The following is a 25,839-nucleotide window of genomic DNA, read 5'->3' on the forward strand; positions in this document are numbered from 1 at the left end:
CCGGGTTCAGACGCTAGCTTCGTTCAAGTTCAAAGAATATGGTTGTCAAAGGCGGTATCGTAATGCTGATGGAATGTGCTTGCCCGGACGTGCCAATCGGTTCGGAAACCACGCCGCCAAGATTGCCGCGATCTCCACCACCATAATGACGTGAATCCGAATTGAGCTTCTCAATCCATCGCCCTTCATTTGGAATCCCCACACGGCGCGCGCTGCGCTCGACCGGTGTGAAATTGGACACCACCAATACAGGCTGCGACGCATCCTCGCCACGGCGCACCCAGACGAACAGGGATTCTTCAGCAGCGTCGCCTTCCATCCATTCAAACCCGTCTGGTTTGCAGTCCTTCTGGTAGAGCGACGGGCTCTGAGTATAAAGCGCGTTCAGATCGCGAATGAGGTTCTGGATCCCTTGATGCCCCGGATCATCGAGAAGATGCCAATCCAGGCTGGTATTGTGGTTCCATTCCTGACTCTGGGCGAATTCATTGCCCATAAAGAGCAGCTTCTTGCCCGGATGCCCCCACATGAACCCGTAATAAGCGCGCAAATTGGCAAAACGCTCTGACAGATCCCCCGGCATTTTGGACAGAAGCGAACCCTTGCCATGCACCACTTCATCATGACTGATGGGCAGGACAAAGTTCTCGCTGAAAGCGTAGTGCAGACCAAACGTCATCTTGTGATGATGGTATTTTCGGTGGATCGGGTCTTCTGACATGTAGGTCAGCGTGTCGTTCATCCAGCCCATGTTCCATTTGAAACCAAAGCCGAGACCACCATAATTGGTGGGTGCGCTGACACCGGGAAATGCTGTCGATTCTTCCGCGATGGTCATGATTCCGGGAATTGCGCCATAAGCGGTTTCATTCATGACTTTCAGGAAATCAATCGCTTCAAGGTTTTCACGGCCGCCATGCACATTTGGCACCCATTCGCCTTCCTTGCGCGAATAATCCCGATACAGCATGGACGCAACGGCATCCACCCGCAAACCATCAATATGGTGCTCCGTCAGCCAGTAAGCTGCATTCGCTACCAGATAATTTCTGACTTCAAGCCGGCCATAATTGAACAGCAGCGTATTCCAGTCGGGGTGAAACCCTTCGCGGCGATCCGCGTGTTCGTAAAGTGCGGTTCCGTCGAACTGGCCAAGACCATGCTCATCTTCCGGGAAGTGACCGGGAACCCAATCAAGAATAATGCCGATATCCGCCGCATGGCAGGCTTCCACAAAAGCGCGGAACTCTTCCAAAGTGCCGTGGCGAACGGTAGGCGCAAAAAGACCAATCGGCTGATAGCCCCAGGATCCGTCGAATGGAAACTCGGTGATCGGCATCAGCTCAATATGGGTAAAGCCCATATCCTTGACATAATCGACCAGCTGAACGGCGTGCTCATAATAGGAAAGCGGTCTGTTTTCCTCTTCCGGCACGCGCCGCCAGGACCCCAGATGCACTTCGTAAATGGAAATTGGCTGATCTATGGAATGGCGCATCTCGCGCTTTGACATCCAGCCCTTGTCTGCCCATTCATGGCCATCAAGCGCCCGCACAATCGATGCCGTTTTCGGGGCATGTTCAGAACCAAATCCAAACGGGTCGGCTTTCTGGGGCAGAAGCTGCCCGTGACTGTCCATCAATTCAAACTTGTAGGGTTGCCCGTCGCCAATGCCGGGCACAAATATTTCCCAAACACCGCTTTGCCCGCAACGGCGCAGAACATGGGTCCTGCCGTCCCATCCATTGAAATTTCCAACCACGGACACACGGCTTGCATTGGGTGCCCAAACTCCAAAATGAGTTCCCGCCACCCCTTCATGGGTCATGACATGAGCGCCCAGCGCATCCCAAAGACGGGTGTGGCTGCCTTCATTGAAGAAATAAAGGTCCTGCTCGCCCAGGACCGGCCCGAACCTGTATGGGTCATCACTCACCCATACATGCCCGGCCTTCGTGAAACGCAGACGGTATTCAAAACGGCCTGTACGCTTCGGAACGACGCCCGAGAAAACGCCATCGGGACTGCCTTGCGGGGCCAACGCGACAAGCTTTGTAAGCCCGTCTGAATCCAGAACATCAACAGCGTCTGCACCCGGCATGAACACACGGACAACCATTTGCCCTTCATGTGAATGCAGACCAAGCACCGAAAACACATCACCATGTGTTCCAGAGGCAACTGCGCGGATTTCGTCCGGATTTATATCAATCATTTCCTGCCCTAAAGCGCGCTCTGTTCAGGGTCTTTATGACCCGGTTGCAGAATGCACATTCCATATTTCGTCAGCATAACCTGATATTGTGCGGTCTGACGAGAACCAACCCACGCGCGCCGTATTGAGAATGGATTTGCGTGTCCAGCTTTCTGTATCAACGAAGTCGACATCAATCTGTCGCTGCGTTTCAAAATAACTGTCGAAATCGCAGGTCACGAGGAAGTAGTCGTGCTCGTACATGCGCCGCACCAGAGAAGCGAACCGTTTTGGCTCTTGCGGAGAGAAAACGCCATCAGAAATCTGCCCAAGAACACGGGACAGACGCGGGCTGGCTTCAATCGCGTTGCAGGCAAAATCATGTTCGTCCCGCCGGGCCACAACTTCTGCCGCAGTCAGGCCAAACAGATAGAAATTCTCCGCCCCGACCCGTTCCCGAATTTCCACATTTGCGCCGTCCAATGTGCCGATGGTCGGCGCACCGTTGAGGGCGAACTTCATATTACCGGTGCCGGAGGCTTCTTTACCGGCGGTTGAAATCTGTTCGGACAAATCTGTCGCCGGTATCAGGAATTCCGCCATTGTGACGTTGTAGTTTTCCGGATAGACGATCTGCAGGAATTTCGACGTCACCGGATCCTTGTTGATGACCTTGGCCACATCATTGATGAGATGGATGATCTCCTTGGCCACAACATAACCCGGTGCCGCCTTGCCACCGAAAATCTTGATTCGCGGCGTCCAGTTCCCGTTCGGATTGTCCCGAATTTCATTCCACAACGCCACTGTTTCCAGCAGGTTCATCAATTGACGCTTGTATTCATGAATGCGCTTGATCTGCACATCGAACATGGCGGACGGGTCAAGTGACACGCCATCCCGAGCCTTCAACCAGTTTGAAAGACGGTCTTTATTCTGCTGTTTCGCAGTGCGAAAATCCTGCTGGAACCCAGCATCATCTGCGAATTTTGCCAAACCATCCAACTGTTCAAGATCATCCGGCCAGGTCCCGCCAATGCTGCGATTGATGAGGTTTCGCAAAGGCGGATTGCAGGAATACAGCCAGCGCCGGGGCGTAACCCCATTGGTCATATTGGTAATACGGTCGGGATAAATGGCGTGCAGGTCCGAGAACACAGTTTCCTTGACCAGTTCACTGTGCAAAGCCGAAACGCCATTGACCTTGTGAGCCATGATGAAAGCCAGTTCACCCATTTTGACAGAGCCATCTTCGATGATCCGAACGGACCCGTCTGTAGCCTTCACATGCGCGTCTTCAATCAGTTCGATGATGCGATGGTGGCGTGGCAAAACGCGTGCAAACAGCCCCTCATCCCAGCGTTCCAAAGCTTCTGGCAAAAGGGTGTGGTTGGTATATCCAAGGCATCCTCGGGCAATCTCGATTGCTTCTGCAATTGACAAACCATGCTCATCCGCCAACAGCCGCACCAATTCTGCACCAGCCACCGCCGGATGAGTGTCGTTCAATTGAATGGCGACCTTGTTGGCCAGATCACGCAAATTATGACCCTCCGACAAAAAGCGGCGCAGCAAATCCTGGATGGAAGCCGCTGTGAAGAAATATTCCTGTTTCAGGCGCAATTCCTTGCCAACAGGTGTCGTGTCATCGGGATAAAGCACGCGGGAAATGGTACGCGCCAAAGCCTCTGGTTCGGTCGCGGCCAGATAATCACCTTGATTAAAGCTTTCCAGATCAAACAGACGGGTGGGCTTTGCGGCCCAAAGACGCAACGTATTCGCCCACTTCCCTTTCCAGCCAACCACCGGCGTATCATAGGCAGACGCCAGAACGGTTTCACCGGGATGCCACTTTGCGCGGCCATCAGACTCTTTTACATAGCCGGAAAAGCCAATTGAATAGCTGACTTCTGGACGTTCAAATTCCCAGGCATGGCGCTGGGCAAGCCAGCCTTCCGCTGTTTCGACCTGACGCCCGTCTTCAAAATGCTGCTCGAACAAACCGTGTTCGTAGCGAATGCCATAGCCATAGGCTGGAATACCCAGCGTCGAAAGACTGTCCAGAAAACAGGCGGCCAGCCGCCCAAGTCCGCCATTACCCAAAGCGGCATCCGGCTCATCGGCAACAACCGTTGCATAGTTCTGCCCAAGCGATTCCATCGCTTCTTCAGCGATTTCATCAACCCTGAGATTGACGGCAACATCCTCGATCAGACGCCCGATCAGAAACTCCATGGACAAATAATAAACCCGCTTGCCCTTGGCTTCATAAGTGGTGCGTGTGCTTTCAAACCAGGGATCGACAACCAGATCACGCAGGGTCAGGGACAGCGACATGCGCCAATCATAGACCGATGCGTGGCTCTCATCCTTACCGAGGGAATATTTCAAATGGCGCAGAACTTCTGCACGAACTGTTGCCACATCAATTGGCTTTGTATCTGTGATGTTCATTCTGGTACTCTGGTGTCTGTGCCGGAAGGCTGAGGAATATTGGGGTTTGTCCAGGATCGGGTATTCGCATATCCAGTTGATCTGTCTGCTCACACTGAGCTAACCCGAAAAACGCCTGCAAAGTCCGATCAGCTACATAGCTGCTGTTGCCTCAAAAAGCTTGCAGTTTTTCAAATATTTGGGATTGCACACCTGCGACATACTGTCGAGCCGACTCACCTCCCTGCAGGAACCGAAATTGAGGAATTGCCCTTACCCTGGGCATTTGCTCAGACACTAACAGGAGAGTCCCATTTTCACAATCCCAGATTTTGAGGAAATGACTCCTGCTCCACAGCAATCCGAGCGCATTTTGCGGGAATCCGCAAAGCAGCCTGAGTCAAATTAGCTTCCGCAACACCCAAATTCACGTCAGGTACCGGTTTAAAATAGGTTTGGGATCCGGGCCTGGATGGATCGGTGGGTGCACTCATCGCACACATGCTGCAGAATATGGAGCCAATGCACAGCGAATTGCTGCAATTGCCAATGATCTGGCATCTGGCTGCACCTTGCCAGCAACCACATCTGCATAGTGCCGCGGTAGGAACTGGCTAACCAGGGGATCGGGCAAATCCATTCCTTCAAGGCAGGCCAACAGGTCTTCAACAGCCATATTGGCTGCTTTATGGGTCCAATAGTACCGAATCCTGTCCGAATAGGAAAAATGCCGCTGCATGAACTGGCTTGTTTCAGCGCCGTGATAGTAAGCATTCCAGTCATTCGGCATGGCGAGCATGACCCGCTCCATTGTGCGCGGCAGACTTCCAGCCTCATAGTCCGGTACAAGTACACCGGCGATCTGATCCAACCCGTAAAACGCCTCCCGCAATGCAAAGGTCAGACCCGGCCCAACCTTCAGAATACAGAACCCGCCATCGACAAGGTCTGCCAGGGCATCTGCTGTCTGGTAGTCGGTTGAATGCGCTTCAAAAACCACCGACCCGAACTCCTGTCGCCAGGCTGAAAGCTGTTCAGCGGCCTCCGGCACAAATGCAATCACATTCGTATGGCCAAACTCGACGCCGGGTTGCACGACCAGGCCGACAACGCGCTTGAAAGCATCATCAAGACCACGTTCTGCAAAAGCAATCCTGTGCTTTTCAATGGTATCAGCTGCATCCTGCGGACGGCTGACCTCCACTGTCTCCAATTTCTCAGAGGCCCCACCAGGAACAGGCACCTCGGTTCCAACAATATAGGCGGGACCGGGATATCCCCCGGCTTTTGCGCCCTCCTCTGCCGCCTTCGCCAATGCAGCTGCACGTTCGGCAACAATGGGAACCGGTAAGGGTACGGGATCATCTGCACAGGACATGCTGGCATCGAGGTGGATTTTCCCAAAGCCAGCTGCTGCGTATTGTCTTGTCATGACGATTGCCTTGGCCATCGCGTCTAAAGTTGGCATTTTACGCCAGGGATTGGGGCCAAGATGGTCTCCGCCCAGGACAATCCGATCAACCGGGAAACCGAGTTTCCGGGCAATAGACATTACAAAGTCATGGAAGTCTGCCGGGGTCATACCCGTATAGCCGCCATCCTGATTAACCTGATTACAGGTCGCCTCAATACAGGCAAAAGAACAGGTCTCTTTAGCCTCTATGAGAGCGGCCTCAATCACCATCGGATGCGCACTGCATACCGATGTCATACCCGCCGGTTGGCCAGCATTCGCCTGACTGTGCAAATCGAACAGATAATCCAGAGCTTTGGTCAATTTGATTCCAACATCATAGTTTTGAAAATTTACCTGGTGCAGTTGTATCGAGGTGAACTGTGAAAAATGTATATGCAATCTGAAACAAAAACACAGGCCGCCTGCTGACTTTGTAGCTACGCCTTCTTTGAAGTCTCATCCCTGCTGCGACCGAACATTATTTTCCACAAAGGTGTCTGGCTTAGAATCATAAGCACAAAGGCTGTGGTCAAAACCAGAGTGATGGGATTGGACACGAATGACCAAAAGAAATTCCCGAAATCCTGTCGTGCAGAAATCATGGCACGGCGATAGTTGGAATCCATCATCGGCCCCAGAATGACTCCCAGAATAACCGGACCGACCTGAAACCCGTAAGTCTTCATGAAATAGCCAACCACCCCGAACAAAAGCATCCAGTAAATATCGATGGGATTGTTCTGGATCGCGTATGTACCAACCGCACTCAGTATAATGATCAGTGGAATCAGAACAGCTTTTGGACATTCAACGATCTTTGTAAAAACGCGGATGCCGGTCAGGCCGAAAATCAGCAGGAAGATGTTTGCAAGCGTCAGGCTACCGACAATAAACCAGAACAGATGCGGTGTTTCGATCAGCAAAAGCGGGCCCGGCCTGAGGCCATGAATGAAAAGCGCACCAATAATGACAGCAGTCACCGCATCACCGGGAATACCAAGGGTGAGCATTGGTATATAGGCCCCGCCAACGGCGGCATTATTGGCAGCTTCCGGCGCGACCAGCCCTTCGCGGCACCCTTCACCGAATGGGCGCTCCGGGTTCTTTGTGGCTCGCTTGGCATCGTCATAGGCCAGCAGCGCGGCAATATCCCCGCCGGTCCCCGGAAGCGCGCCAATGATAGTACCTATTCCTGATGCACGCATGGCAAGCCAGAAATACTTCTTCACATCTGAGAAGCGCGGAATAATTCGGTCGATTTTCTGTTTGATGGCAGGCACGTCGAGTGTGTGCAACTGCACCAGCGCCTCGGCAACACCAAAGAAGCCAATCATTGCCGCCACATAGGGAATGCCGCCCATCAGCGTTATGGTGTTGAAGGTAAAACGTCCTTCAGCTGTCATCGGGTCAAGTCCGACCATGCCAATCAACACGCCAAGCGCTCCGGCGAAGACGCCCTTGGCAAAACTTTCACCGGACAAAGTGCCCACCAGAAGAATGCCAATCAGGCCCAGCAACAGATAATCGCGAGACTGAAACATCAGGGCGAATTCTGAAATGAGTGGCGCAAACAGCGCCAGCGCCAGAATTCCGATAAAGCCGCCAAACACCGACATGACCGTCGTCAGCCCGATCGCCTCACCGGCCTCTCCGCGCTTGGCCAGCGGATAGCCTTCAATTGCGGTAGCGATGGCTGAGGGCGCGCCTGGAATGTTCAAAAGTATTGCGGTTCGGGAGCCACCATAGACACCACCGAAAAACACGCCTGATATCAGCGCCAGCGCTTCATTGACGTCCCATTTGAATGTGAACGAAATCAGGATTGATGCTGCCATGGTCACAGACAGACCCGGAATTGCGCCAACATAGATGCCAGAAAGGGTCCCGGCTCCCGTCAGGAACAACAGCCATGGATCACTCCAGGCAATCAGAAAATACCCAAACGCCTCCGCCATATCAAAGAAGGCCCCTCAGCAGCGTTCCCTGCGGAAGAACCACCTGGAAAACTTCTCGGAAAATAACGTAGATCGTGGCCAGCGCGAGCGCGGTCAAAAGCAATGTGACAAATACATTCTTGCGCCACAGATACTGGAAAGCAGCCAAAAGAAAAATCCCGGAACTCAGCAAAAAACCGAACCAGGGCATGAGAAGCAGATAGCCCAGAACAAGTGCGATGAGAACGATGTGATGAAGCGAAACCACTTCGGTAAAAAAGCGCTTTGTGACGGAGCCATCGCTTGTATCAGGAGCGCGCGTATTGAGTGCCGAAAGCAGGATCAGCAGACCTGAAACAACAAGCGTTCCAGAGGCAAGCATGGGAAAAACACCGGGTGTCGTCTTGCCGGTAAAGCCGGAAATTTCGTAAGACTGCCAAAAGGCAGCCACCGAGAAAACCAGGATAACAAGTGCAAAAACCAGCTCACCGGGTCGACGTCGTCCGGCATCCCCGTCCACGGTTTGCGGCGCGTGATCAGTCGCCATGGAAATCCCCCCAGAAGGAGTCAGAAGGAACCAGCGCAGATGGTGAAATCTGCGCTGGTTGATCTGTTATGGACGCGGAATGCCCAATTCTTCAGGGCTGACTTTGGCAACGCCGGTGTCCTGAAGTGCCCAGGCTGTAACCTGTTGCCATTTCACGAGGAACTCAGCGGCCTCTTCGCCCGAAATATTCATGATGATATTGCCACGGTTACCCATCAGCGTTTTGAACGCTTCACTCTCGGCAGCCGTTTTGAAGGCAGCTTCAAGGGTTGCTTTCACATCATCAGGCGTATCCCCGCGCACGAAGGCACCGTAAAACGGACCCCATGGCAGGAATTTTGCCATTTCAGGGATCGCATCTGTAATCGCCGGCGCATCAGGAAGCGTGTCGACAGGCTCTGTGTTGACCACTGCCAAAGCGCGCATTTTGCCCGCTTTCACCTGTTCTGCCGCAGCTGAAATGCCTGATGGCATGAAATCAACTTCGCCGCCAAGCATTGCGGTCAGGCCGGGGCCTTCACCATCATACGGAATGGCGGTTACTTCAAATGGAGCCGAATTTGCAATCAGCGCAGCAATAGTGCTTGGCAGACCACCGGGACCGGTTGAACCCATATTCACAGCGCCGGGGTTGGCAGCAATATCTGCCATCAATTCTTGCATGGTCTGATATTTTGAATCAGCTGCAACCACAATCACAGCAACGCCGCGCCCAAGAATATTAACCGGGTGGAAGCTGGAATAGTCGAGCTTGGACACACCCATCACCGGGTGCAATTGAGGATTTTCAGCACCATAGAGGAACGTGTAACCATCGCCAGGAGCCGCGGCCACATAAGCCGTGGAAATCGCGCCCGCACCGCCGGATTTGTTCAATACAACAACTGATTTGCCAAGTGCTTCCTCGACAGCCGGATTTACAGCGCGTGCCACAGTATCAGTAGCGCCGCCTGCGCCCCACATGACAACACCCAGAAGCTCACGCTCAGGGAAATCCTGTGCGGAGGCAACTCCGCCAGCAACCATCAGCGCCGCAACAGCGCCCATCAATTTCATGCTAATTTTCATTCTGTTACTCCCTATGCAGTTCCACCGCATCAGCTTCTTTTACCAATAGCAGGTCATGCAATTTGCAACGCCTGCTACACTTATAGCTGGCAGAGTTGGCAGCAACAGGCAATGAATATTCTCTAGCTGGCAGAGTTGGCAGCAACAGGCAATGAATATTCTCGGACTTTTTTGCATTCCTCTGCAATTCGGCTGGGACCAGAATGAGAAGAATTGAGCGGATGGCGATCATATTTCGCCTGCAGGTAGAATCAGGCCGCGCACCTCCCGAAAGAATTGCAGAAACAATGTTTCCGCTCATCAAAACTTTGGGAAATGCTGCATTTCATGATGCAGATGAGCGACGCAATCCAAAACCTGAACCAAGACGCTCGACCGAGCGTCCGGCGCGTATGTGCTGCCCCATCGGAGGCGTTTGCGCAGCAAACTGTCGTGAGATAAATGAGGGTGCGGGTAAGAGAAACAAACTCGAACCTGAGCCAAGACGCTCGACCGAGCGTCCGGCGCGTATGCGCCGCCCCATCGGAGGCGTTTGCGCAGCAAACTGTCATGAGATGAATGATGGTGCGGGCGGGGGGACTTGAACCCCCACGGCCTACGGCCTCCGGATTTTAAGTCCGGTATGTCTACCATTCCATCACGCCCGCATTCTGCAAGCCGTAAACCGGCTGTCATTCGATTTCAAGCGCCTTTTGGCGCGAAATTCTGGCTCGCTTGTCGCCAGTTCATCAGCAATGGGTAGGCCGCCAGCACCAGACCACTGACAGCATTTGCATCAGCTACCAACTCCGACACCGGAAATCCGTCTAAAGCAACGCCCTTGGGTGTCCAGAACCGAACGATTGTTGTGTGCGAGCCAACGGATATTCTGCACACTCTGGATGACACAGTTTTCCCACATCAAACAGAGGATCGATTTTCAGAACAGACTTTGGAATGATCGGGATTCACTTCAAAACAAAACGTTAAAAAAATCAATTTTATTAAGTAAAACAGATATATAGAAAATTTTTAAAAATCATAATTGACTTGAATCCTTGACTCTCCGGCTCAAAGATACAACCGTAGATCATTTAGGCTGTATTTGAACTGAAGCATATTGATTTCTTGATCGTATTTGCGCCCTGAAATCATGTAGGGAGTACAGATTATGCAAGTAAGTTTATCTGGTATTGCATCAATTTTGAGTTACGAAGAAATCATCCTGACTGCTTATGATGATGGTTATGGAATACTCACCATAGGCGCCGGACATACTGGCAAGGCGGGCACTCCAAAGCCAAAAAAAGGTATGAAGATTGATTTGGTCGAAGCTTTCAATATCTTCCGCCAGGATTTAGAGAAATTTGCGAGACAAGTGCGTTCTGAGATCGACGTAGCACTGAGCCAAAATCAGTTTGATGCGCTTGTTTCCTGGCATTTCAACACCGGTAAAATTTGGGACTCAACCCTGACCAAAAGGCTGAATACCGGCGATTACAACAGCGTTTCTGAGGAAATGGCACGTTGGAAATTCGCTCAGGGCAAACTGTCAAACGGGTTGGTGAACCGTCGCAAGCACGAAATTGCTATTTTTGCTTCTGGTGATTATGGTGAACGCCCGGTGGTGGTGCGCCAGTCAAAGGGTGCAAAAGTAAAAACGCTTTCGCCAGCGGAAATCGCAGTCTTAATGGGAGATGTTCCCGATACTGACGAAGAAAAGACAATCGAGCAGTTGCTTGCAAATCCCAAATCCAAACTGTTGCCGCAATATCGTCCCCGGCAGTCTGAAGCGTTATCACGCCAGACCATGGAGCTTTATGAACATCTAATTCCGATTGAGGATCGCAATGAATCCGTAAGCGTGTTGGGCGTCCGTGGATATTATGAGAATTCCCTTGGTAAAAAGGGCGCCAATGATCGCGGACTTTACGACGACGCCATATTCATAATTGAGCCGGATGGTGTTCATAATTTCAATGCCAACACCGATCCCTCACGTTTTCGCAAGGGCATTGCCCAGCTCAAAGCGCGGCAGGCCTTACGCTACATTCCTGGGCCTCATGGCTACAATCGAAAAAACGGTCCCTATCCTGCATTCCGTCAGGATTCCGAATGCACGGTCAACCGTGATGGAACTGGTGAGGATACGGGAATTTTCTGGATCAATCTTCATCGCGGCGGCTTGACCGGTACGTCAAGCGCAGGATGCCAGACCATACCTCCGCATCAGTGGAATGAATTTCGCACATTGTTGAACACACTGCTCGAACGATATGGGCAGGAAACGTTCCAATATGTGTTGCTCGACGAGGCTGATGTTCCAGATGAAGTGCCGGGCGCTATCAGCGTGACCGCGCCGAAAACAATCCCGGTCTCATCCAAGATTCAACCAGATATGCCTACGGGAGACATTGCAATGCCGACAAAAGACACCACTGAAGTGATGAATGTTTTGCAGGAAGCACTTGAATTGGCAGCACGAATTCGATCTCTGCGAACCGGAGCTGATATCGACCGTGCAGCATTGGGCAAGGGCGCGATTGGGGATGGGAAGGTCGACCTCAATGACGCATTTGCTGTATTGGCAGCTTTGTCGGGCGATGGAAAAACCGACCCGGCAGACCTTTTGCGCGGGGCCAAAAAACTCACTCCGATCAATGGTGTGCTGGGTCAGACTGTCGGCAAATTGTTGAATGGCAAAAAGACCGGCATCGGCTTGATAGGTCTGGTAGCGACCAGCCTGGTTTCAATTTTTGCTCCCGAGCTCAATTTGGTGGGAAATGCCGCCCAAACGGCCGTTGAAGTTGCGCCGACGGTCTTTTCCAAAGCCAGCGATGCAGCCACCACGCTGTTTGGCGGCACCTTTGCCTGGGGTGTGCTGGGCAAAGTCGAGAAATGGTACCACCACTTGAAAGCTGCCCGGTAAGGCAAGTACCAGCTAGAAGGGAGATTTTATTGTGGCCACCAAAAGAAAACCCAAACAGGCAGTTGTTGTCATACACGGCATGGGTGAACAGATGCCAATGGAAATGGTCAACAGCTTTACGGATGCCGTTTGGGTTCAGGATCCCGACCTGGTTGCCCGGTCAGAGCCTGATCCAAATACTGGAGACACCCGCACCCAAAATGCAATCTGGAGCAAGCCCGATCGCCGAAATCGCAGTCATGAGCTTCACCGATTGACCACCGAGTCGGATGTGAGTGGACGTCGAACCGATTTCTTTGAGTTCTATTGGGCTCACCGGATCCATGGGACAACACTTGATCAGATTACATCCTGGGTAGTTGATCTGTTAATACGCAATCCATTCAAGCGTGTGCCAAGGGATGTCTTGAGCGTCTGGCTGCTGATGTGGTTTCTGACCCTTGTTTTCGTCGCCGGCACGATTTTGGCGGCCGCAGGTATTTTCGAGACGGTCGATGATCCAGGGACAAAAACGGTGATGTTGGCAATGCTTGGGCTGATCAGCACAGCACTTTTTGGATGGATAAAACAGACAGTCCTCATCAAAATTCTTGGTGATGTCGTTCGATACACCAAAGCGAAACCTTTGAATATTGCCCGCCGCCAGGAGATACGCGAGAAAGGCGTTGAACTTCTGGAAACTCTGATGGGTGTTGAAAATGACCCACAGGGATCGGGACGGCCCAAGAAAAAACCACCCTATGATCGCATTATTGTGGTGGCCCACTCGCTGGGAACAATCGTTGCATACGATGTTCTAAGCCTTGCGTATGCCCGGATAAACCAGCGACTGGACGCAAAGAAAGGAGCCGAAGGTCAAACGTCCATAAAAGCATTCGAGACCAAGATTTCCGGTCAGATAAGCCAAATGGAAAACGGTCAACCCGGCCAACTGGACATTGATGAATTTCAGGCAGATCAAGCACGTGCAGCTGCGGAATTAACAGCGCTCGGTTCGCCATGGGTTGTCAGCGATTTTGTAACACTCGGCTCGCCACTTACACACGCTGAATTTCTGATGTCCTATGATGAGGATGCGCTCATCAACGCCCAGACCGTGAGGCAATTGCCAACCTGCCCTCCTCAGATGGAATTTGATGTCAGGACGCAACAGAAGCATTTCACATATTTGCCGAGATACGCGAGCATAGAAGAGGACACACGCATGCCTCATCACGCGGCGCTTTTTGCTTTCACAAGATGGACCAATATCTACTCACCCCGAAAGAACTTTCTATGGGGCGATATCGTTTCGGGACCTGTAGGCCAACACTTTGGATTGAGTGTAAAAGACAAGAAAACCGGAGAAACCCAAAGACTGTCAGGTATCCGCGACATTGCAGTTTTGCCTGAACGCAAGAGCGATGGAACTCCCAAGGACGGACTGCATGTGCCGTTCATGACCCATGTGAGTTACTGGAACATGAATGCGAATGCTGGCGAAGTGTCACCCAACTCTCCAACACCGCACCACATTCAGGTCCTGAGACGCGCAATTAATCTCCTGCGGACATAAGAGTACCAGGAACAATTCTGAAGCAGGCTCTGCTCCAGCTATTCAGCACCCTTGGCGATAGGTGGCTGGAACGTGTAGCCCATATCCCACGGAAAATAGATCCAGGTGTCCTGTGATACTTCGGTGATAAATGTATCAACCAGAGGGCGGCCTGCAGGTTTGGCGTAAACGGTGGCAAAATGCGCTTTTGGCAACATGTCGCGCACCACTTGTGCGGTTTTGCCGGTATCAGTCAGATCATCGACCACAAGCACACTAGAGCCATCACCGGCTTCAAGATCAATCACAGCCTGAGATACGCCTTTGAGAACCTGCAGCTCAGACTGGTTCTTGTAGTCGTGATAGGACGCTACACAGACAGTCTCGATCATTCTGATATCAAGTTCGCGGCAGATAATGGCTGCTGGCACCAAACCGCCACGGGTGATGCAGACAATGGCCTTCCACTCTCCTTTGGCCGCCAGGCGCCACGCCAAAGCGCGTGCATCGCGGTGAAACTGGTCCCAGGAAACCGGAAACGCCTTGTCTGATTGCGGGCTGCTCATTGCTTAGGTCCTTCAGGCTTTGCCGGCATGGATGCCGACCAATATGGATTCAAGTTGTTGTGCAGCTTCCGCCAACCTGTCTGCATTGCGACTGCGCAACACCAGGCTGGTCTGAAATTTGCCATCACGTTGATAGGGGTAACTGCCAATCGACACATCGGGAAAAGCATCCTGCAAGGCAGACAGCGGCTGTGCCACTGCACCCTCCCCCATGCCTGCCTCAATCGTTTCAGAATGCACCACCTGTCCCGCTTTGAGGCGCGGCACGACATCATCCATCATGGCCTGCATGATGGAAGGCACACCCGCCATCACGAAAACATTGCCAATATTGAAACCCGGAGCCTTTGAAACCGGGTTCGCAATCAGCTCTGCACCTTCGGGAATGCGCGCCATGCGCAGGCGCGCTTCAGTGAGGTCCGACTTCTCATAGCGCTCCAGCATCGCGTCAACGGCTCGCTGGTCCACATCAATTGGCACATCAAAGGCGGCAGCCACGCTGTCCGCCGTTATGTCATCATGGGTCGGGCCAATGCCGCCTGTGGTGAACACATAGGTGTAACGGGACCGCAAAGCATTGAGGGCTGCGACAATCTCTGCCCGCTCATCGCTGACAATCCGAACCTCTTTCAGATCAATGCCGACTTCGGTCAATCGATCAGCAATATAGCCGACATTCTTATCCTTGGTCCGGCCTGACAGAATTTCGTCGCCAATGACCAGAACTGCGGCAGTGGAGATTTCACTTTCGGCCATATGGGACCTGTTCCTTTGAGGCTTTGACAATTTGTGTTTGCGCTGTCTATCTCACACGCGAATAAGGAACAAGGTATTGCAGCCCATGAAATTTGCCAGCCCATTGATAGAAGGAACTTTGATCAAGCGCTACAAGCGGTTTTTGGCTGACATCAAGCTGGATGACGGCTCTGAAATCACCGCCCATTGCGCCAATCCGGGCGCCATGCTTGGCCTGAAAGAACCCGGCCAACGTGTGTGGCTGTCAAAATCGGACAATCCCAAGCGCAAGCTGGCTTATTCGTGGGAATTGACCGAAGCGGACAACACCATCATCGGCATCAATACAGCCCGGCCAAATGCCCTTGTAGAAGAGGCCATCAACAACGGCACGATTGCTGAATTGCAAAACTACAAAACCCTGCGGCGTGAGGTAAAATACGGCACGAACAGCCGCATCGACATATTGCTGTCTGACGCGGGAAAGCCGGATTGCTATGTTGAAATCAAGAATGTTCACATGCTGCGCACTCCACGACTTTATGAATTCCCGGATTCCGTCACTGCACGCGGCGCAAAACATCTTGTGGAAATGACAGATATGGTGGCCGAGGGGCACCGTGCAGTCATGGTCTATCTGATCCAGCGGGATGATGGTGATCGGCTGAGCTTTGCCGCAGAAATCGACCCCAATTATGCAAACGCCTTGGCGAATGCACATAAGGCGGGCGTCGAAGCCATTGCCTATGTCTGCAAGCTGACGCCTGAGCGCATTGAAGCTTATCGACCCGTACCGGTTGAGATACCGAAGGGTTGATTCCCGATCAATTAATGTACATTTTGGAAGCGACCCGACAGTTCCCATTTTGCAGCCATGACGATTTCATGCCATGGAGCTGCCCACAAGCTTGAGACGAAGGCAGAGCGACGCCATGACGACCTATGTAAATGCCAATGAGGCGCCCAAGCGCAAAAGCGGACAGATCCGCCTTTATGATGAAGACGGCTTTGCAGGCATGCGCGCTGCAGGCCAACTGACGGCACAATGCCTTGATCTTGTTGGCGAACTGGTAAAGTCCGGTGTCACCACGCAAGAGCTGGATGATTTTATTTTTCAGTTCGCGCTGGATAATAATTCTGTCGCCGCCACGCTGAATTATCGCGGTTACACCCATTCAAGCTGCATCTCGCTCAATCATGTGGTCTGCCATGGCATTCCGGGCGGTAAGGCGTTGAAAGATGGGGATATTCTCAACATCGACGTCACACTGATCGTGGATGGTTGGCATGGTGATTCAAGCCGCATGTATGTGGCAGGAAACACCAAACGGGCGGCCGAGCGTTTAATTGATGTCACCTATGAATCTCTGATGCGTGGAATTTCAGCCACGGTGCCCGGTAATACCACTGGCGATATCGGCCATGCCATTCAGGCCTATGCTGAAGCACAGCGCTGCACCGTCGTTCGCGATTTTTGCGGCCATGGGCTGGGACAATTATTCCATGACGAGCCGAACATTCTGCATTATGGCCGTCGTGGCGAGGGTGTGGAATTACGACCCGGCATGTTCTTCACCATTGAGCCGATGATCAATTTGGGCCGACCCCATGTAAAAGTCCTGTCAGATGGCTGGACTGCAGTCACACGGGACCGATCTCTGAGCGCCCAGTTTGAGCATTCAGTGGGTGTGACGGAAAGCGGCTGTGAAATCTTCACCACATCACTTTCAGGTCTTCACAAGCCCAACTTCGCATAGCAAGGTGGCGGCATGAGCCAGCCGTCTGACACACCTACGCAAAGCAGTGGAACACCTGCAAAAGTGCACCATGCAGGCCATCGTGACCGATTGCGTGCCCGCTTCCGCGAGGCTGGTCCCGATGCACTGGCAGATTATGAAATACTGGAACTGCTGCTGTTCCGCTCCCTGCCCCGCCGCGACACCAAGCCGATTGCCAAAGATCTTTTGTCGGCTTTTGGCTCGCTCGCCGGTGTGTTTGGCGCCACGGAAAAACGATTGACCGAAATCGACGGCATTGGAGAGAGTGTCGCGAATGATTTGAAGGTGTTTCACACCCTCGCGACACGGCTTGGAAAACACGCATTGCAGCAAAAACCGTTGCTGTCTTCATGGAATGCGGTGCTGGATTATTGCCGCACTGCAATGGCTTATGAGGAACGCGAACAGTTCAGGGTTTTGTTTCTCGACAAGAAAAACCACCTGATCGCCGATGAAGTTCAGCAACAGGGCACCGTAGATCACACGCCGGTTTACCCGCGTGAAGTGGTCAAACGGGCTCTGGAACTCTCGGCCACAGCGTTGATCCTGGTTCACAATCACCCCTCAGGTGATCCGGCCCCATCGCAGGCCGATATTGAAATGACGGCCAAAATTGCAGAAATTCTGACGCCGCTAAATATCCTCATGCATGATCACATCATCATCGGCAAACACGGCCATGCCAGTTTCAAAGCATTGAACCTGCTGTAATCTGATCCGTTATGCACCGGTCTTTTCAAAAAAGGCAGCGGCATCAGCCTCTATCTGACTGCGCTTGCTATCATCCATCTTGCCCAATGTGGCATACATCATTGCCATACGGCGGTTGCCTTTCAGATGCGCTTGATTCTCTATCAGAAAATTCCAGTACAAATAATTGAAAGGACAGGCTTTTTCCCCATTCTTGACCGAAGGGCTAAACGCACAATTCTTGCAATAATCGCTCATCTTGTTGATGTAGGAACCGGAAGCCGCATAGGGCTTGGACCCGAGCAGTCCACCATCGGCAAACATCACCATGCCATGGGTGTTTGGCAGCTGAACCCATTCATAGGCATCCGCATAGACCGCCAGATACCATTCATTGATCTGCGCTGGTTCAACACCGTATAGCAGGGCAAAATTACCGGTGACCATGAGCCGTTGAATGTGATGTGCGTAGGCATGATCGCGCGTCTCTTCCACAACCTGTCGAACACAGTTCATCTCGGTGTCTGCAGACCAGTAGAATTCCGGCAGATCGCGCTTTGCCTTGAGAAAATTCGTCTGCGCGTAATCAGGCATTTTCAGCCAGTAGATACCGCGCACATATTCGCGCCAGCCAATAATCTGCCGAATGAAGCCTTCTACTGCGTTCAGTGGTGCCTCGCCTGCATGATGGGCTTTTTCAGCGCGCTCACAAATTTCCATCGGAAGCAGCAGACCGGCATTGAGCGCAGGTGCAATCAATGCATGGAACAAGGTCGGTTCGCCCTGTTTCATAGCGTCCTGATAATCGCCGTAAAGCGGCAATCGCTCTTTTATGAAGCGATCAAGCCCCCGCAACGCCTGTGTTCGCGTAACCGGAAGGGAGAAACCTTCAAGCCTGCCAAAATGCCCCGCGAACCGATCAGCCACCAGTTCCAGCACATCTTTTGTAATGTCATCTGCCTGCGGATTGTAGGGTGCGGGCAATTCCATATCTTTCGGCAGGCTCTTGCGGTTTTCCTTGTCGAAATTCCACTGTCCGCCAATCGGATCATCGCCTTCCATCAGAAAACCGGTTTTGCGCCGCATCTGCCGATAGAAATACTCCATCCGCAATTCCTTGCGGCCATCTGCCCAGGCCTGAAACTCGTTGTGGGAGCAGATAAAGCGGTCATCATCGCGGATTTCAACATCGATCCCCAGCTCTGTTTCCCAGTTTCTCATGGCTTCCAGAACCCGGAACTCACCAGGCTCCGTTACAACCACTTTGGAAACACCAAGCTCGTCCACAGCACGGCCCAACTCCGCACCGAAAGACCCCGCATTGTTGTCATCGTCCAGTTTTGTGTAGCGGACCGTAAATCCCCGATCCTCAAGCTCGCTGGCAAAGTGCCGCATGGCGGAAAACAGAAAAGCTATTTTCTGTTTGTGATGAGCAACATAGCCGGCCTCTTCAGCGACCTCGCACATGAGAATAATGTCATTTTGCGGATCAGCATCACGCAAGCTGGACAGTGAGGGCGTCAGTTGATCGCCCAGAACAAAACGCAGAACAGCCATAGACGAATGTTTTCCCTTTTGAATTCACTGACCTATTTAGGGTCAGAAGTTCAAAAGGAAACGAACATCCCTTGGCAAAGCAAATTCGAAAAGCCGATCTGCCCCAAAAAGACTGCGTTCATTGCGGCCGCCCGTTTCAATGGCGCAAAAAATGGGCAAGAAGCTGGCCCGAAGTGCGCTATTGTTCTGACGCCTGCCGACGCAAAACGAAGGAATTGCAGGTGTTGAAAAATTGACGGAACCGTACTATATTTAAGACGGAACCGTTAGGAGTTCATAATGCCCGCTGACACTCAATCACAAAACAAGACCAGATCGAAGGATCAGACTTCGGCTTCACCAGCAAATGGTAGCAAGCGCAAGCCGGTCAAACCACCATTGGGTGATCAGGCTGCTCTGCAGTCTTTCGGCGAAAATGTTATCTCGCTGATTTTGACGGACAGCATAGAAGCCAATGTTAATCTTGGGCAGGCCATTCGAAACGGCGTAACCAAATCCATCATTGAAGAGCGCCCTGCCCTTATCAAGAGCATGGTGGAAGGCGGCGTGCTGCCGCGCTCAACGGTGGAAGATGCAAAGAAGAGCCAGAAGGACACGCTTTCCCCGACAAACTCTGAACGAATTGTCAGAGTGCTGCGCATGCGCAAACAGGCTTCTGATGCATTGGGAGAAAACCGGGCAGACGGATGGATGGACAAGCCCAACAGAAATTTTGGCGGCAGTTCGGCCATTCAAATGGCCAAGACCGAAGCTGGCGCCCGTGCCGTTGAGCAGTTTCTGCTTCAGTTAACGCACGGTTTCAACGCTTGATCGTCTGGCGCATAGCCAACAGGAAATTCAAAACGCTCAGTGGCTTCGGTGGCCTGTATGCAGGAGGCCGATGGCACAAACAGGGAAGCCCGGTGGTTTACACGGCCGAGCATCCGGCCCTGTCAGCCATGGAAGTCCTGGTACATATGAATATGGATATGGATGATCTGCCGGATTACGTGCTTCTGGAGATTTTCATACCGGACGATCTGTCTATCGATGCGTTTCAGGTAGATCCGTCCGACACACAGATGTGTCTGGATCACGGAATTTCCTGGTTGAGCGCTGGCAAAAATGCAGTTGCTAAAGCGCCTTCAGTGCTGATGCCAAAAAGCTACAATTATCTCATTAACCCGCAGCACGAAGACGCAGCTCGCATAGCGATCCAGGGTGAGCAACCGTTTGTATTTGATGGTCGCCTCACACCTGCTACAGGATCGCTGGATTAGGCCTTAGTTCAGTAGTTCGTGAATTTTCCAGAATCGATTTCACGCTGGCGCCGTTCCAGATCGTAGATCGAAACGGAATCATTGAGATAAGCGCGAGCGGCAGATTGATGATCGAAGGGGCGAAACACTGCGCCAATTCGGGAGATTGATGATTTAAATGACATGGTTGAGTTCCTTTCCTTCCCTATATAGGGACCTGCAGGACAGACAGATGTGCAAACTTTGCATGGATGCTATGTGCAATTGAGGTGACATGCGCGGTTTCAGCTAATCGACAAATCGACCGCCCGCCTGTTTCATCTGTTCCGGCGTATCCAGATCGAATGACACTGCCCTGCCAATTTCAACCTCATGAACAAATTCAGCATATTCACCAATGAGATGACGCGCCCCGGTATCCCCCTGTATACCGGTCAAAGCATCCAGAAACCGGGCCGACCAAAGCACGGGATTCCCACGTTTTCCGGCATCCGTGGGCACGATGATGTGCCGCCCTTCTTCCGGGTCAAATGCTGCGGCGAGCTGTTTTACAATGTCTTGTGAGATGTGAGGCATGTCGCCCAACAGCACCAACACAGCGTCGGGTCGGGTTTCACGCGCCGCCAGCGCCTGTATTCCGGTTCGCAAAGACGTTGAGAGGCCCTGATCGAATTCAGGATTGAACAGGATCTCCGCAGTCACGCCCTCAAGCGCGGCAACAACTTGCTCGGGTCGCGCCCCAGTCACGACAGTCAGATCATCCCCCAACGCCCCGATGGCAGCATCTGCCACATGGCGAACAAGTGGCTTGCCTTCCACCTCCGCAATCAGCTTGTTGTTGGGCCCCATGCGCTTGCTCTGACCGGCTGCCAACAGCAAAGCAGCTATTTTTGGCGGCTTGTTCATTGGTACAGTCTCCAATTGGCGCGGTTGAGGTCGGCTGACGATCTCCATCAACAATCCGCCAACACCCATCGCTGCTATGTCTGATGCGCCCACCGGTATACCGGCCAGAATTCGGTTCAACACCCAATCAAACCCGTTCTCAACGGGTGAGCGTGCGCAACCAGGCGCACCAATCACCGGCGTGCCCTCAAACTCGCCGAGAAACAGCAGATTGCCCGGATCGACCGGCATGCCCACATAGTCAACCGAACCACCGGCAAGACGCAGCGCCTGTGGCAAGACATCCTCAGCATCGATCATGGCTGAAGCTCCAATCAGCAAGATCAGATCACAGTTGCGACCCGCCAGAGACCTGATGGCTTCTGCTACTTGCCCGACATCATGAGCCGTGCGAATTTCATCGACCAGAAAAGACGCACTCGGCTTCAATCGCGTTTCAAGAACTTTGCGGGTTTTATCAAGAACACCGTCTTTCAATGTCGGCAGACGCGTTGCCACCAGTCCCACTTTAGCGGCCCGAAACGCCGTCACAGCCAAAGCAGTGTGGGCTGCGATATCAAGACAGGCTTTCAAAGACTGACCCGGAACCGCAAAGGGAATAATCTTGACCGTACCCACCATACGCCCTGCTTCAACCGCTGTATAAGGTGGCAAGGTTGCAACGGTGAGCGATGGATCAAGACCATTGATCTGATTGATCAAATCCACATTGGGAACAAACAGCCCGGACTTGGTTGCAAACAGATTGGCGCGGCCGGTAAACGGCATATCCACACGCACATGGTCGCCGCACACCGCCTTTGCCAAAGCATGAGCAGCTTCGTCTTCATGAACATCGTCAGCATCCAGTTTTGCAACTGTCACGCTGACATGGTTCCTGGCAATCAACGCACCAATGTCAGCTTCCGTCAGCAAGCGGCCCTTCTTCAGGCGCACAGGCTTGCCATTCAGCTCACCATCCATAGAATGAGCCAGCAAAGTGCCCAAGGCGTCCGAAGGGGAAAGATCAATCAGTTTCAAAAATCATCGCCCTTGCGCAAAGCACAAATAATCTGGCCCAGAATGGCCACAGCAATTTCAGCTGGCGACGCCGCGCCGATATCAAGACCAATCGGCGCATCGATCCGCGCCAATTGAGCGTCCGAAATCCCTTTTGATTTCAACCTGTCCACTCGGGAACCATGAGTTTTGCGGCTGCCAAGGGCGCCGACATAAAAGCAGCCGCGCCTCAGGGCTGTTTCCAGGGCAAAATCATCGATCTTGGGATCATGCGTGACAGCGACCAACGCTGTGTAGCTGTCAATCATGTTGTCGGTCAGAACATCCTGTGGCCATTCAGGTAGCAATTCCACAGAAGGAAACCGATTCGGTGTGGCAAAGGCGGTGCGCGGATCAATGATCGTCAGATCAAAACCGCATTCCTGCACCATCGGCACAAGTGCCTGGGAAATATGGACAGCCCCAATCACAACAATGCGTGGTGCAGGCAAATCCACATTCAGAAAGAATTCCTGCTCGCCAATAGTCTCCCGCCCGGATTTTTCAGAACGAAACCGCGTTTTGGCGGCTGCAGCAAGTGGGTCATTCTCTTCCAGACCATCCGGGAACATCAAACGGCCCTCGCCGCTCGTCAGATTGTGCACTAGAATAACAGCACGCCTGTTGGCGCGGGCAGCGTTGATTTCAGAAAGCAGAGCTTTTTCCATGATCTAGCTCACCTGATCCACGAAAACGCGGATCTTGCCGCCACAAGACAGGCCGACCCGCCATGCAGTCTCATCAGCAACACCAAATTCGAGCATTTTGGGTGTCCCGCTTTCAATGACCTCGATGGCCTCTGAAATCACTTCACCTTCAACACATCCACCAGAGACTGAGCCCTCAAAGTTTCCTTCAGCATCAATCACCAGATGGCTGCCGGTGGGCCGGGGTGCTGAACCCCAGGTATCAACCACGGTTGCAAGCGCAATACGCCGTCCTTCCGCAACCCAGTTTTCTGCCGTTTTCAGTATATCCGCATCCATCCGGGTCTCCTATGCAGCTTTCTTAAGCCACAGTTTGGGGTTGTTTTCGGCCCGTGCCAAGGGCTGCGACAAACAATGACACAAATCTGAAACAGCATTCAGCGAATGTATGGGCCGGAACTGATCCACAAATGGCAACATGGTTCGCACGCCACTTGCTTTCGCTTCAAAACCGTCAAAGCGTAACAACGGATTCAACCAGATCAACTGACGGCAGGACTTTTGAAGCCGCTGCATTTCAAAACCAAGGTCTTCGTCACTGTCGCGTTCCAGCCCATCGGTGATGAGAAGCACTATTGCTCCCTGTCCCAACACCCGGCGGGACCAGTGCTGGTTGAAATCGTGAAGTGCAGTTGCAATACGCGTGCCGCCGGACCAGTCGGACACAAGCGCACCGCTGGCTTCCAACGCCTCATCGGAATCCTTGTGCAGCAGTGCTCGGCTGATATTCGTCAAGCGTGTTCCGAACACAAAGCTGTCCACCCGGCGCTGGCTGTCGCCAAGCGCATGAAGAAAATGCAGGAACAGACGTGAATACTGTCCCATAGAGCCCGATACATCGCACAGCGCCACGATTGGGGGCACAATTTCCCGCCTTTGCTGAAAGGTCGGTGACACCCACTCACCACCCGTGGCCAGACTGGCGCGCATCATACGGCGCATATCCAGTCGCGATCCGGAATGGCTGTTCCGAAAACGCCGCGTCTTCACTTTTGCAACCGGTAAAACCATGTCCGAAACAGCCCGCCTGGCCTCGGCCAGTTCATAAGCTGTCATTTGCGCAAAGTCTTTGGTGACCAGAACCTCTTCGCGTGACAATGTCTCGGCTAAGTCCAGTTCAACTTCGACCGGTAAGTCCACCTCACTGTGATCACCCTGCTGCATCATAGCCTGCGCAACCCGTGCCGCGGCTGCAGGGTTCTGCGGCGGCGTTTGTGCATCAGTCTTCGACACACTGTGCCACACATTGCCTTGGCTTTCTTGTGAGCGCCAGAACAACTCAAAAGCCGTTTTAAATATTGCATGATGCTCGTTTCGACTGGCAAACACACTGTGCAGGACCCAATACAAATCGTCGCGTCTGTCTGTTCCGGACACCTCAACCGCGCGCACGGCATCCACAATCCGGGATGGTCCGACAGGCAAGCCTGCCCGGCGCAACAGACGTGCAAAATGAACGATGTTGTCGGCAAAATGCCCAGTATCGGTGGCAACCCTAGCGGACATCCTTGGCATCTCCCGCCCCACTTTCAATGTCCTTCAGGATATGCGCAGCCCGCTCACCATGAACGGCTTCAATGTCGTCCTGATACTTCAAAAGCACACCCAGCGTATCCGACACCGTTTCCAGATCAAGCGCTTCCCTGTTCAGTTCAGTCAGTGCAGTGGCCCAGTCAATGGTTTCCGCGACACCGGGGTTTTTGAAGAGATCTGCGTCACGGCGCAACCGCTGAACAAAGGCGACTATCTCTCTTGAGAGCCTCTCATTAGCACCTGGAACCCTGTTGGAAATAATCTGCAATTCTCTTGCGGCATCAGGATAGCCAACCCAATGATACAGGCACCGCCGTTTCAGCGCGTCATGGATTTCCCGCGTCCGGTTCGTCGTAATGATGACGATTGGCGGATGATCGGCCTTGATGGTGCCCAATTCGGGAATGGTGATCTGAAAATCCGACAGGATTTCAAGAAGATAGGCTTCAAAGGCTTCGTCAGCGCGGTCCAATTCATCGATTAGCAATACCGGTGCAGCAGTCCCAGCGGATTCCAAAGCCTGCAAAAGCGGGCGCTTGATCAAAAACCGCTCGTCAAACACGCTTTTGGCAATTGATGACTTGTCAGTGCCACCGACAGCCTCAGCCATGCGAATTTCCAGCATCTGCGCAGCATAATTCCATTCGTAAACAGCTGCGGCAACGTCGAGACCTTCATAACATTGCAACCGTATCAGCGGTCTGCCCAATTGCGCCGAAAGAACCTTTGCAATTTCGGTTTTACCAACCCCGGCCTCACCTTCCAGAAACAAAGGGCGCTGCATTTTCAATGACAAATAGAGGACTGTTGCAAGCGACCGGTCGGCCACATAGCCGGCGCGGCCCAGAACTTCGTGGGTTTCGTCAATGGATGAGGGCATATCTTCGGTCATAAAGGAGCGTGTCCTGCGCGACGCGTCTGAATTTGTATGAGCGATGGTTATGAAGCATGATCAGCCGGACTGTAAATATCCGACAATCTTCACCTTTGGCGCTGGAACACTTATCGACGAGAGAG

The 25,839-nt window shown here is 52.6% G+C and carries 24 protein-coding genes and 1 tRNA gene; 8 read left to right on the top strand and 17 right to left on the bottom strand.

Going from position 1 to position 25,839, the window contains the following annotated elements:
* Positions 1–13 precede the first annotated feature (13 nt).
* From glgB to RAL91_RS18090, 8 genes are all read right to left on the bottom strand, one after another.
* The gene (gene glgB / locus RAL91_RS18055) at positions 14–2,215 is read right to left on the bottom strand and encodes a 1,4-alpha-glucan branching protein GlgB (RefSeq protein WP_306257642.1); all 2,202 of its coding nucleotides are present in this window, start codon (positions 2,213–2,215) and stop codon (positions 14–16) included.
* A gap of 33 nt (positions 2,216–2,248) precedes the next feature.
* Complete coding sequence (locus tag RAL91_RS18060; RefSeq protein WP_306257643.1) at positions 2,249–4,648, bottom strand: glycogen/starch/alpha-glucan phosphorylase; 2,400 nt, start codon at positions 4,646–4,648, stop codon at positions 2,249–2,251.
* Positions 4,649–5,117: 469 nt separating this feature from the next.
* Positions 5,118–6,404, bottom strand: coding sequence for a D-tagatose-bisphosphate aldolase, class II, non-catalytic subunit (locus RAL91_RS18065; RefSeq protein WP_371932435.1), 1,287 nt, complete (start codon positions 6,402–6,404; stop codon positions 5,118–5,120).
* Between the two features lie 116 nt (positions 6,405–6,520).
* The gene (locus RAL91_RS18070) at positions 6,521–8,038 is read right to left on the bottom strand and encodes a tripartite tricarboxylate transporter permease (protein ID WP_306257644.1); all 1,518 of its coding nucleotides are present in this window, start codon (positions 8,036–8,038) and stop codon (positions 6,521–6,523) included.
* A gap of 1 nt (position 8,039) precedes the next feature.
* Complete coding sequence (locus tag RAL91_RS18075; RefSeq protein ID WP_306257645.1) at positions 8,040–8,564, bottom strand: tripartite tricarboxylate transporter TctB family protein; 525 nt, start codon at positions 8,562–8,564, stop codon at positions 8,040–8,042.
* A 66-nt stretch (positions 8,565–8,630) separates the two neighbouring features.
* Positions 8,631–9,632: a tripartite tricarboxylate transporter substrate binding protein gene (locus RAL91_RS18080; protein WP_306257646.1), complete on the bottom strand. Its 1,002-nt coding sequence runs from the start codon at positions 9,630–9,632 to the stop codon at positions 8,631–8,633.
* A 562-nt stretch (positions 9,633–10,194) separates the two neighbouring features.
* A tRNA-Leu gene (locus RAL91_RS18085) sits at positions 10,195–10,279 on the bottom strand.
* 34 nt (positions 10,280–10,313) lie between these two features.
* Positions 10,314–10,520 (bottom strand): hypothetical protein, encoded by a 207-nt coding sequence (locus tag RAL91_RS18090; protein ID WP_306257647.1) that lies wholly within the window; start codon positions 10,518–10,520, stop codon positions 10,314–10,316.
* Positions 10,521–10,782: 262 nt separating this feature from the next.
* Here RAL91_RS18090 and RAL91_RS18095 point away from each other — a divergent pair, with 262 nt between their 5' ends.
* Positions 10,783–12,540, top strand: a complete 1,758-nt coding sequence (locus RAL91_RS18095) for a lysozyme (RefSeq protein WP_306257648.1) — start codon at positions 10,783–10,785, stop codon at positions 12,538–12,540.
* Positions 12,541–12,571: 31 nt separating this feature from the next.
* Positions 12,572–14,095: a hypothetical protein gene (locus RAL91_RS18100; protein ID WP_306257649.1), complete on the top strand. Its 1,524-nt coding sequence runs from the start codon at positions 12,572–12,574 to the stop codon at positions 14,093–14,095.
* Positions 14,096–14,133: 38 nt separating this feature from the next.
* Here the strand turns inward: RAL91_RS18100 and gpt are convergent, their stop codons facing one another.
* Positions 14,134–14,640, bottom strand: a complete 507-nt coding sequence (gpt, locus tag RAL91_RS18105; protein ID WP_306257650.1) for a xanthine phosphoribosyltransferase — start codon at positions 14,638–14,640, stop codon at positions 14,134–14,136.
* A 12-nt stretch (positions 14,641–14,652) separates the two neighbouring features.
* Complete coding sequence (locus tag RAL91_RS18110; RefSeq protein ID WP_306257651.1) at positions 14,653–15,396, bottom strand: molybdopterin-binding protein; 744 nt, start codon at positions 15,394–15,396, stop codon at positions 14,653–14,655.
* Positions 15,397–15,481: 85 nt separating this feature from the next.
* Here RAL91_RS18110 and sfsA point away from each other — a divergent pair, with 85 nt between their 5' ends.
* The 3 genes from sfsA (at position 15,482) to radC (ending at position 17,864) form a co-directional block, all read left to right on the top strand.
* Positions 15,482–16,192 (top strand): DNA/RNA nuclease SfsA, encoded by a 711-nt coding sequence (gene sfsA, locus RAL91_RS18115; protein ID WP_306257652.1) that lies wholly within the window; start codon positions 15,482–15,484, stop codon positions 16,190–16,192.
* Between the two features lie 115 nt (positions 16,193–16,307).
* A complete protein-coding gene (map, locus tag RAL91_RS18120; protein WP_306257653.1) occupies positions 16,308–17,132 on the top strand; it encodes a type I methionyl aminopeptidase in 825 nt (274 codons plus the stop codon).
* Positions 17,133–17,144: 12 nt separating this feature from the next.
* Positions 17,145–17,864: a DNA repair protein RadC gene (gene radC, locus RAL91_RS18125; RefSeq protein WP_306257654.1), complete on the top strand. Its 720-nt coding sequence runs from the start codon at positions 17,145–17,147 to the stop codon at positions 17,862–17,864.
* A 9-nt stretch (positions 17,865–17,873) separates the two neighbouring features.
* Here radC and RAL91_RS18130 read toward each other — a convergent pair whose 3' ends face one another.
* The gene (locus RAL91_RS18130; protein ID WP_306257655.1) at positions 17,874–19,400 is read right to left on the bottom strand and encodes a cryptochrome/photolyase family protein; all 1,527 of its coding nucleotides are present in this window, start codon (positions 19,398–19,400) and stop codon (positions 17,874–17,876) included.
* A 71-nt stretch (positions 19,401–19,471) separates the two neighbouring features.
* Between RAL91_RS18130 and RAL91_RS18135 the strand changes: the two genes are divergently transcribed.
* The 3 genes from RAL91_RS18135 to RAL91_RS18145 are packed head-to-tail and all read left to right on the top strand — an operon-like array spanning position 19,472 to position 20,659.
* Positions 19,472–19,636 (top strand): DUF2256 domain-containing protein, encoded by a 165-nt coding sequence (locus RAL91_RS18135; RefSeq protein ID WP_306257656.1) that lies wholly within the window; start codon positions 19,472–19,474, stop codon positions 19,634–19,636.
* 43 nt (positions 19,637–19,679) lie between these two features.
* The gene (locus RAL91_RS18140; protein ID WP_306257657.1) at positions 19,680–20,210 is read left to right on the top strand and encodes an MbcA/ParS/Xre antitoxin family protein; all 531 of its coding nucleotides are present in this window, start codon (positions 19,680–19,682) and stop codon (positions 20,208–20,210) included.
* On the top strand, positions 20,207–20,659 hold the full coding sequence (locus RAL91_RS18145) for an RES family NAD+ phosphorylase (protein ID WP_306257658.1): 453 nt from the start codon (positions 20,207–20,209) through the stop codon (positions 20,657–20,659). The genes RAL91_RS18140 and RAL91_RS18145 overlap by 4 nt, the downstream gene beginning before the upstream one ends.
* An 8-nt stretch (positions 20,660–20,667) precedes the next feature.
* Here the strand turns inward: RAL91_RS18145 and RAL91_RS18150 are convergent, their stop codons facing one another.
* The 6 genes from RAL91_RS18150 to RAL91_RS18175 all read right to left on the bottom strand — a co-directional run bounded on the left by RAL91_RS18150 (position 20,668) and on the right by RAL91_RS18175 (position 25,714).
* Positions 20,668–20,823: a DUF3563 family protein gene (locus RAL91_RS18150; protein WP_306257659.1), complete on the bottom strand. Its 156-nt coding sequence runs from the start codon at positions 20,821–20,823 to the stop codon at positions 20,668–20,670.
* 103 nt (positions 20,824–20,926) lie between these two features.
* Entirely contained in the window at positions 20,927–22,564 is a 1,638-nt protein-coding gene (locus tag RAL91_RS18155; RefSeq protein WP_306257660.1) for a molybdopterin-binding/glycosyltransferase family 2 protein, read from the bottom strand.
* Complete coding sequence (locus RAL91_RS18160; RefSeq protein WP_306257661.1) at positions 22,561–23,250, bottom strand: XdhC family protein; 690 nt, start codon at positions 23,248–23,250, stop codon at positions 22,561–22,563. Before RAL91_RS18160 ends, RAL91_RS18155 begins: the two co-directional genes overlap by 4 nt.
* A gap of 3 nt (positions 23,251–23,253) precedes the next feature.
* The gene (locus RAL91_RS18165; protein ID WP_306257662.1) at positions 23,254–23,568 is read right to left on the bottom strand and encodes an XdhC family protein; all 315 of its coding nucleotides are present in this window, start codon (positions 23,566–23,568) and stop codon (positions 23,254–23,256) included.
* A gap of 9 nt (positions 23,569–23,577) precedes the next feature.
* Positions 23,578–24,795, bottom strand: a complete 1,218-nt coding sequence (locus RAL91_RS18170) for a VWA domain-containing protein (RefSeq protein WP_306257663.1) — start codon at positions 24,793–24,795, stop codon at positions 23,578–23,580.
* Positions 24,785–25,714 (bottom strand): MoxR family ATPase, encoded by a 930-nt coding sequence (locus tag RAL91_RS18175; protein WP_306257664.1) that lies wholly within the window; start codon positions 25,712–25,714, stop codon positions 24,785–24,787. Before RAL91_RS18175 ends, RAL91_RS18170 begins: the two co-directional genes overlap by 11 nt.
* Positions 25,715–25,839: the final 125 nt, after the last annotated feature.

The organism is Pararhizobium sp. IMCC21322 (genome assembly GCF_030758295.1).
Taxonomy (GTDB): Bacteria; Pseudomonadota; Alphaproteobacteria; order Rhizobiales.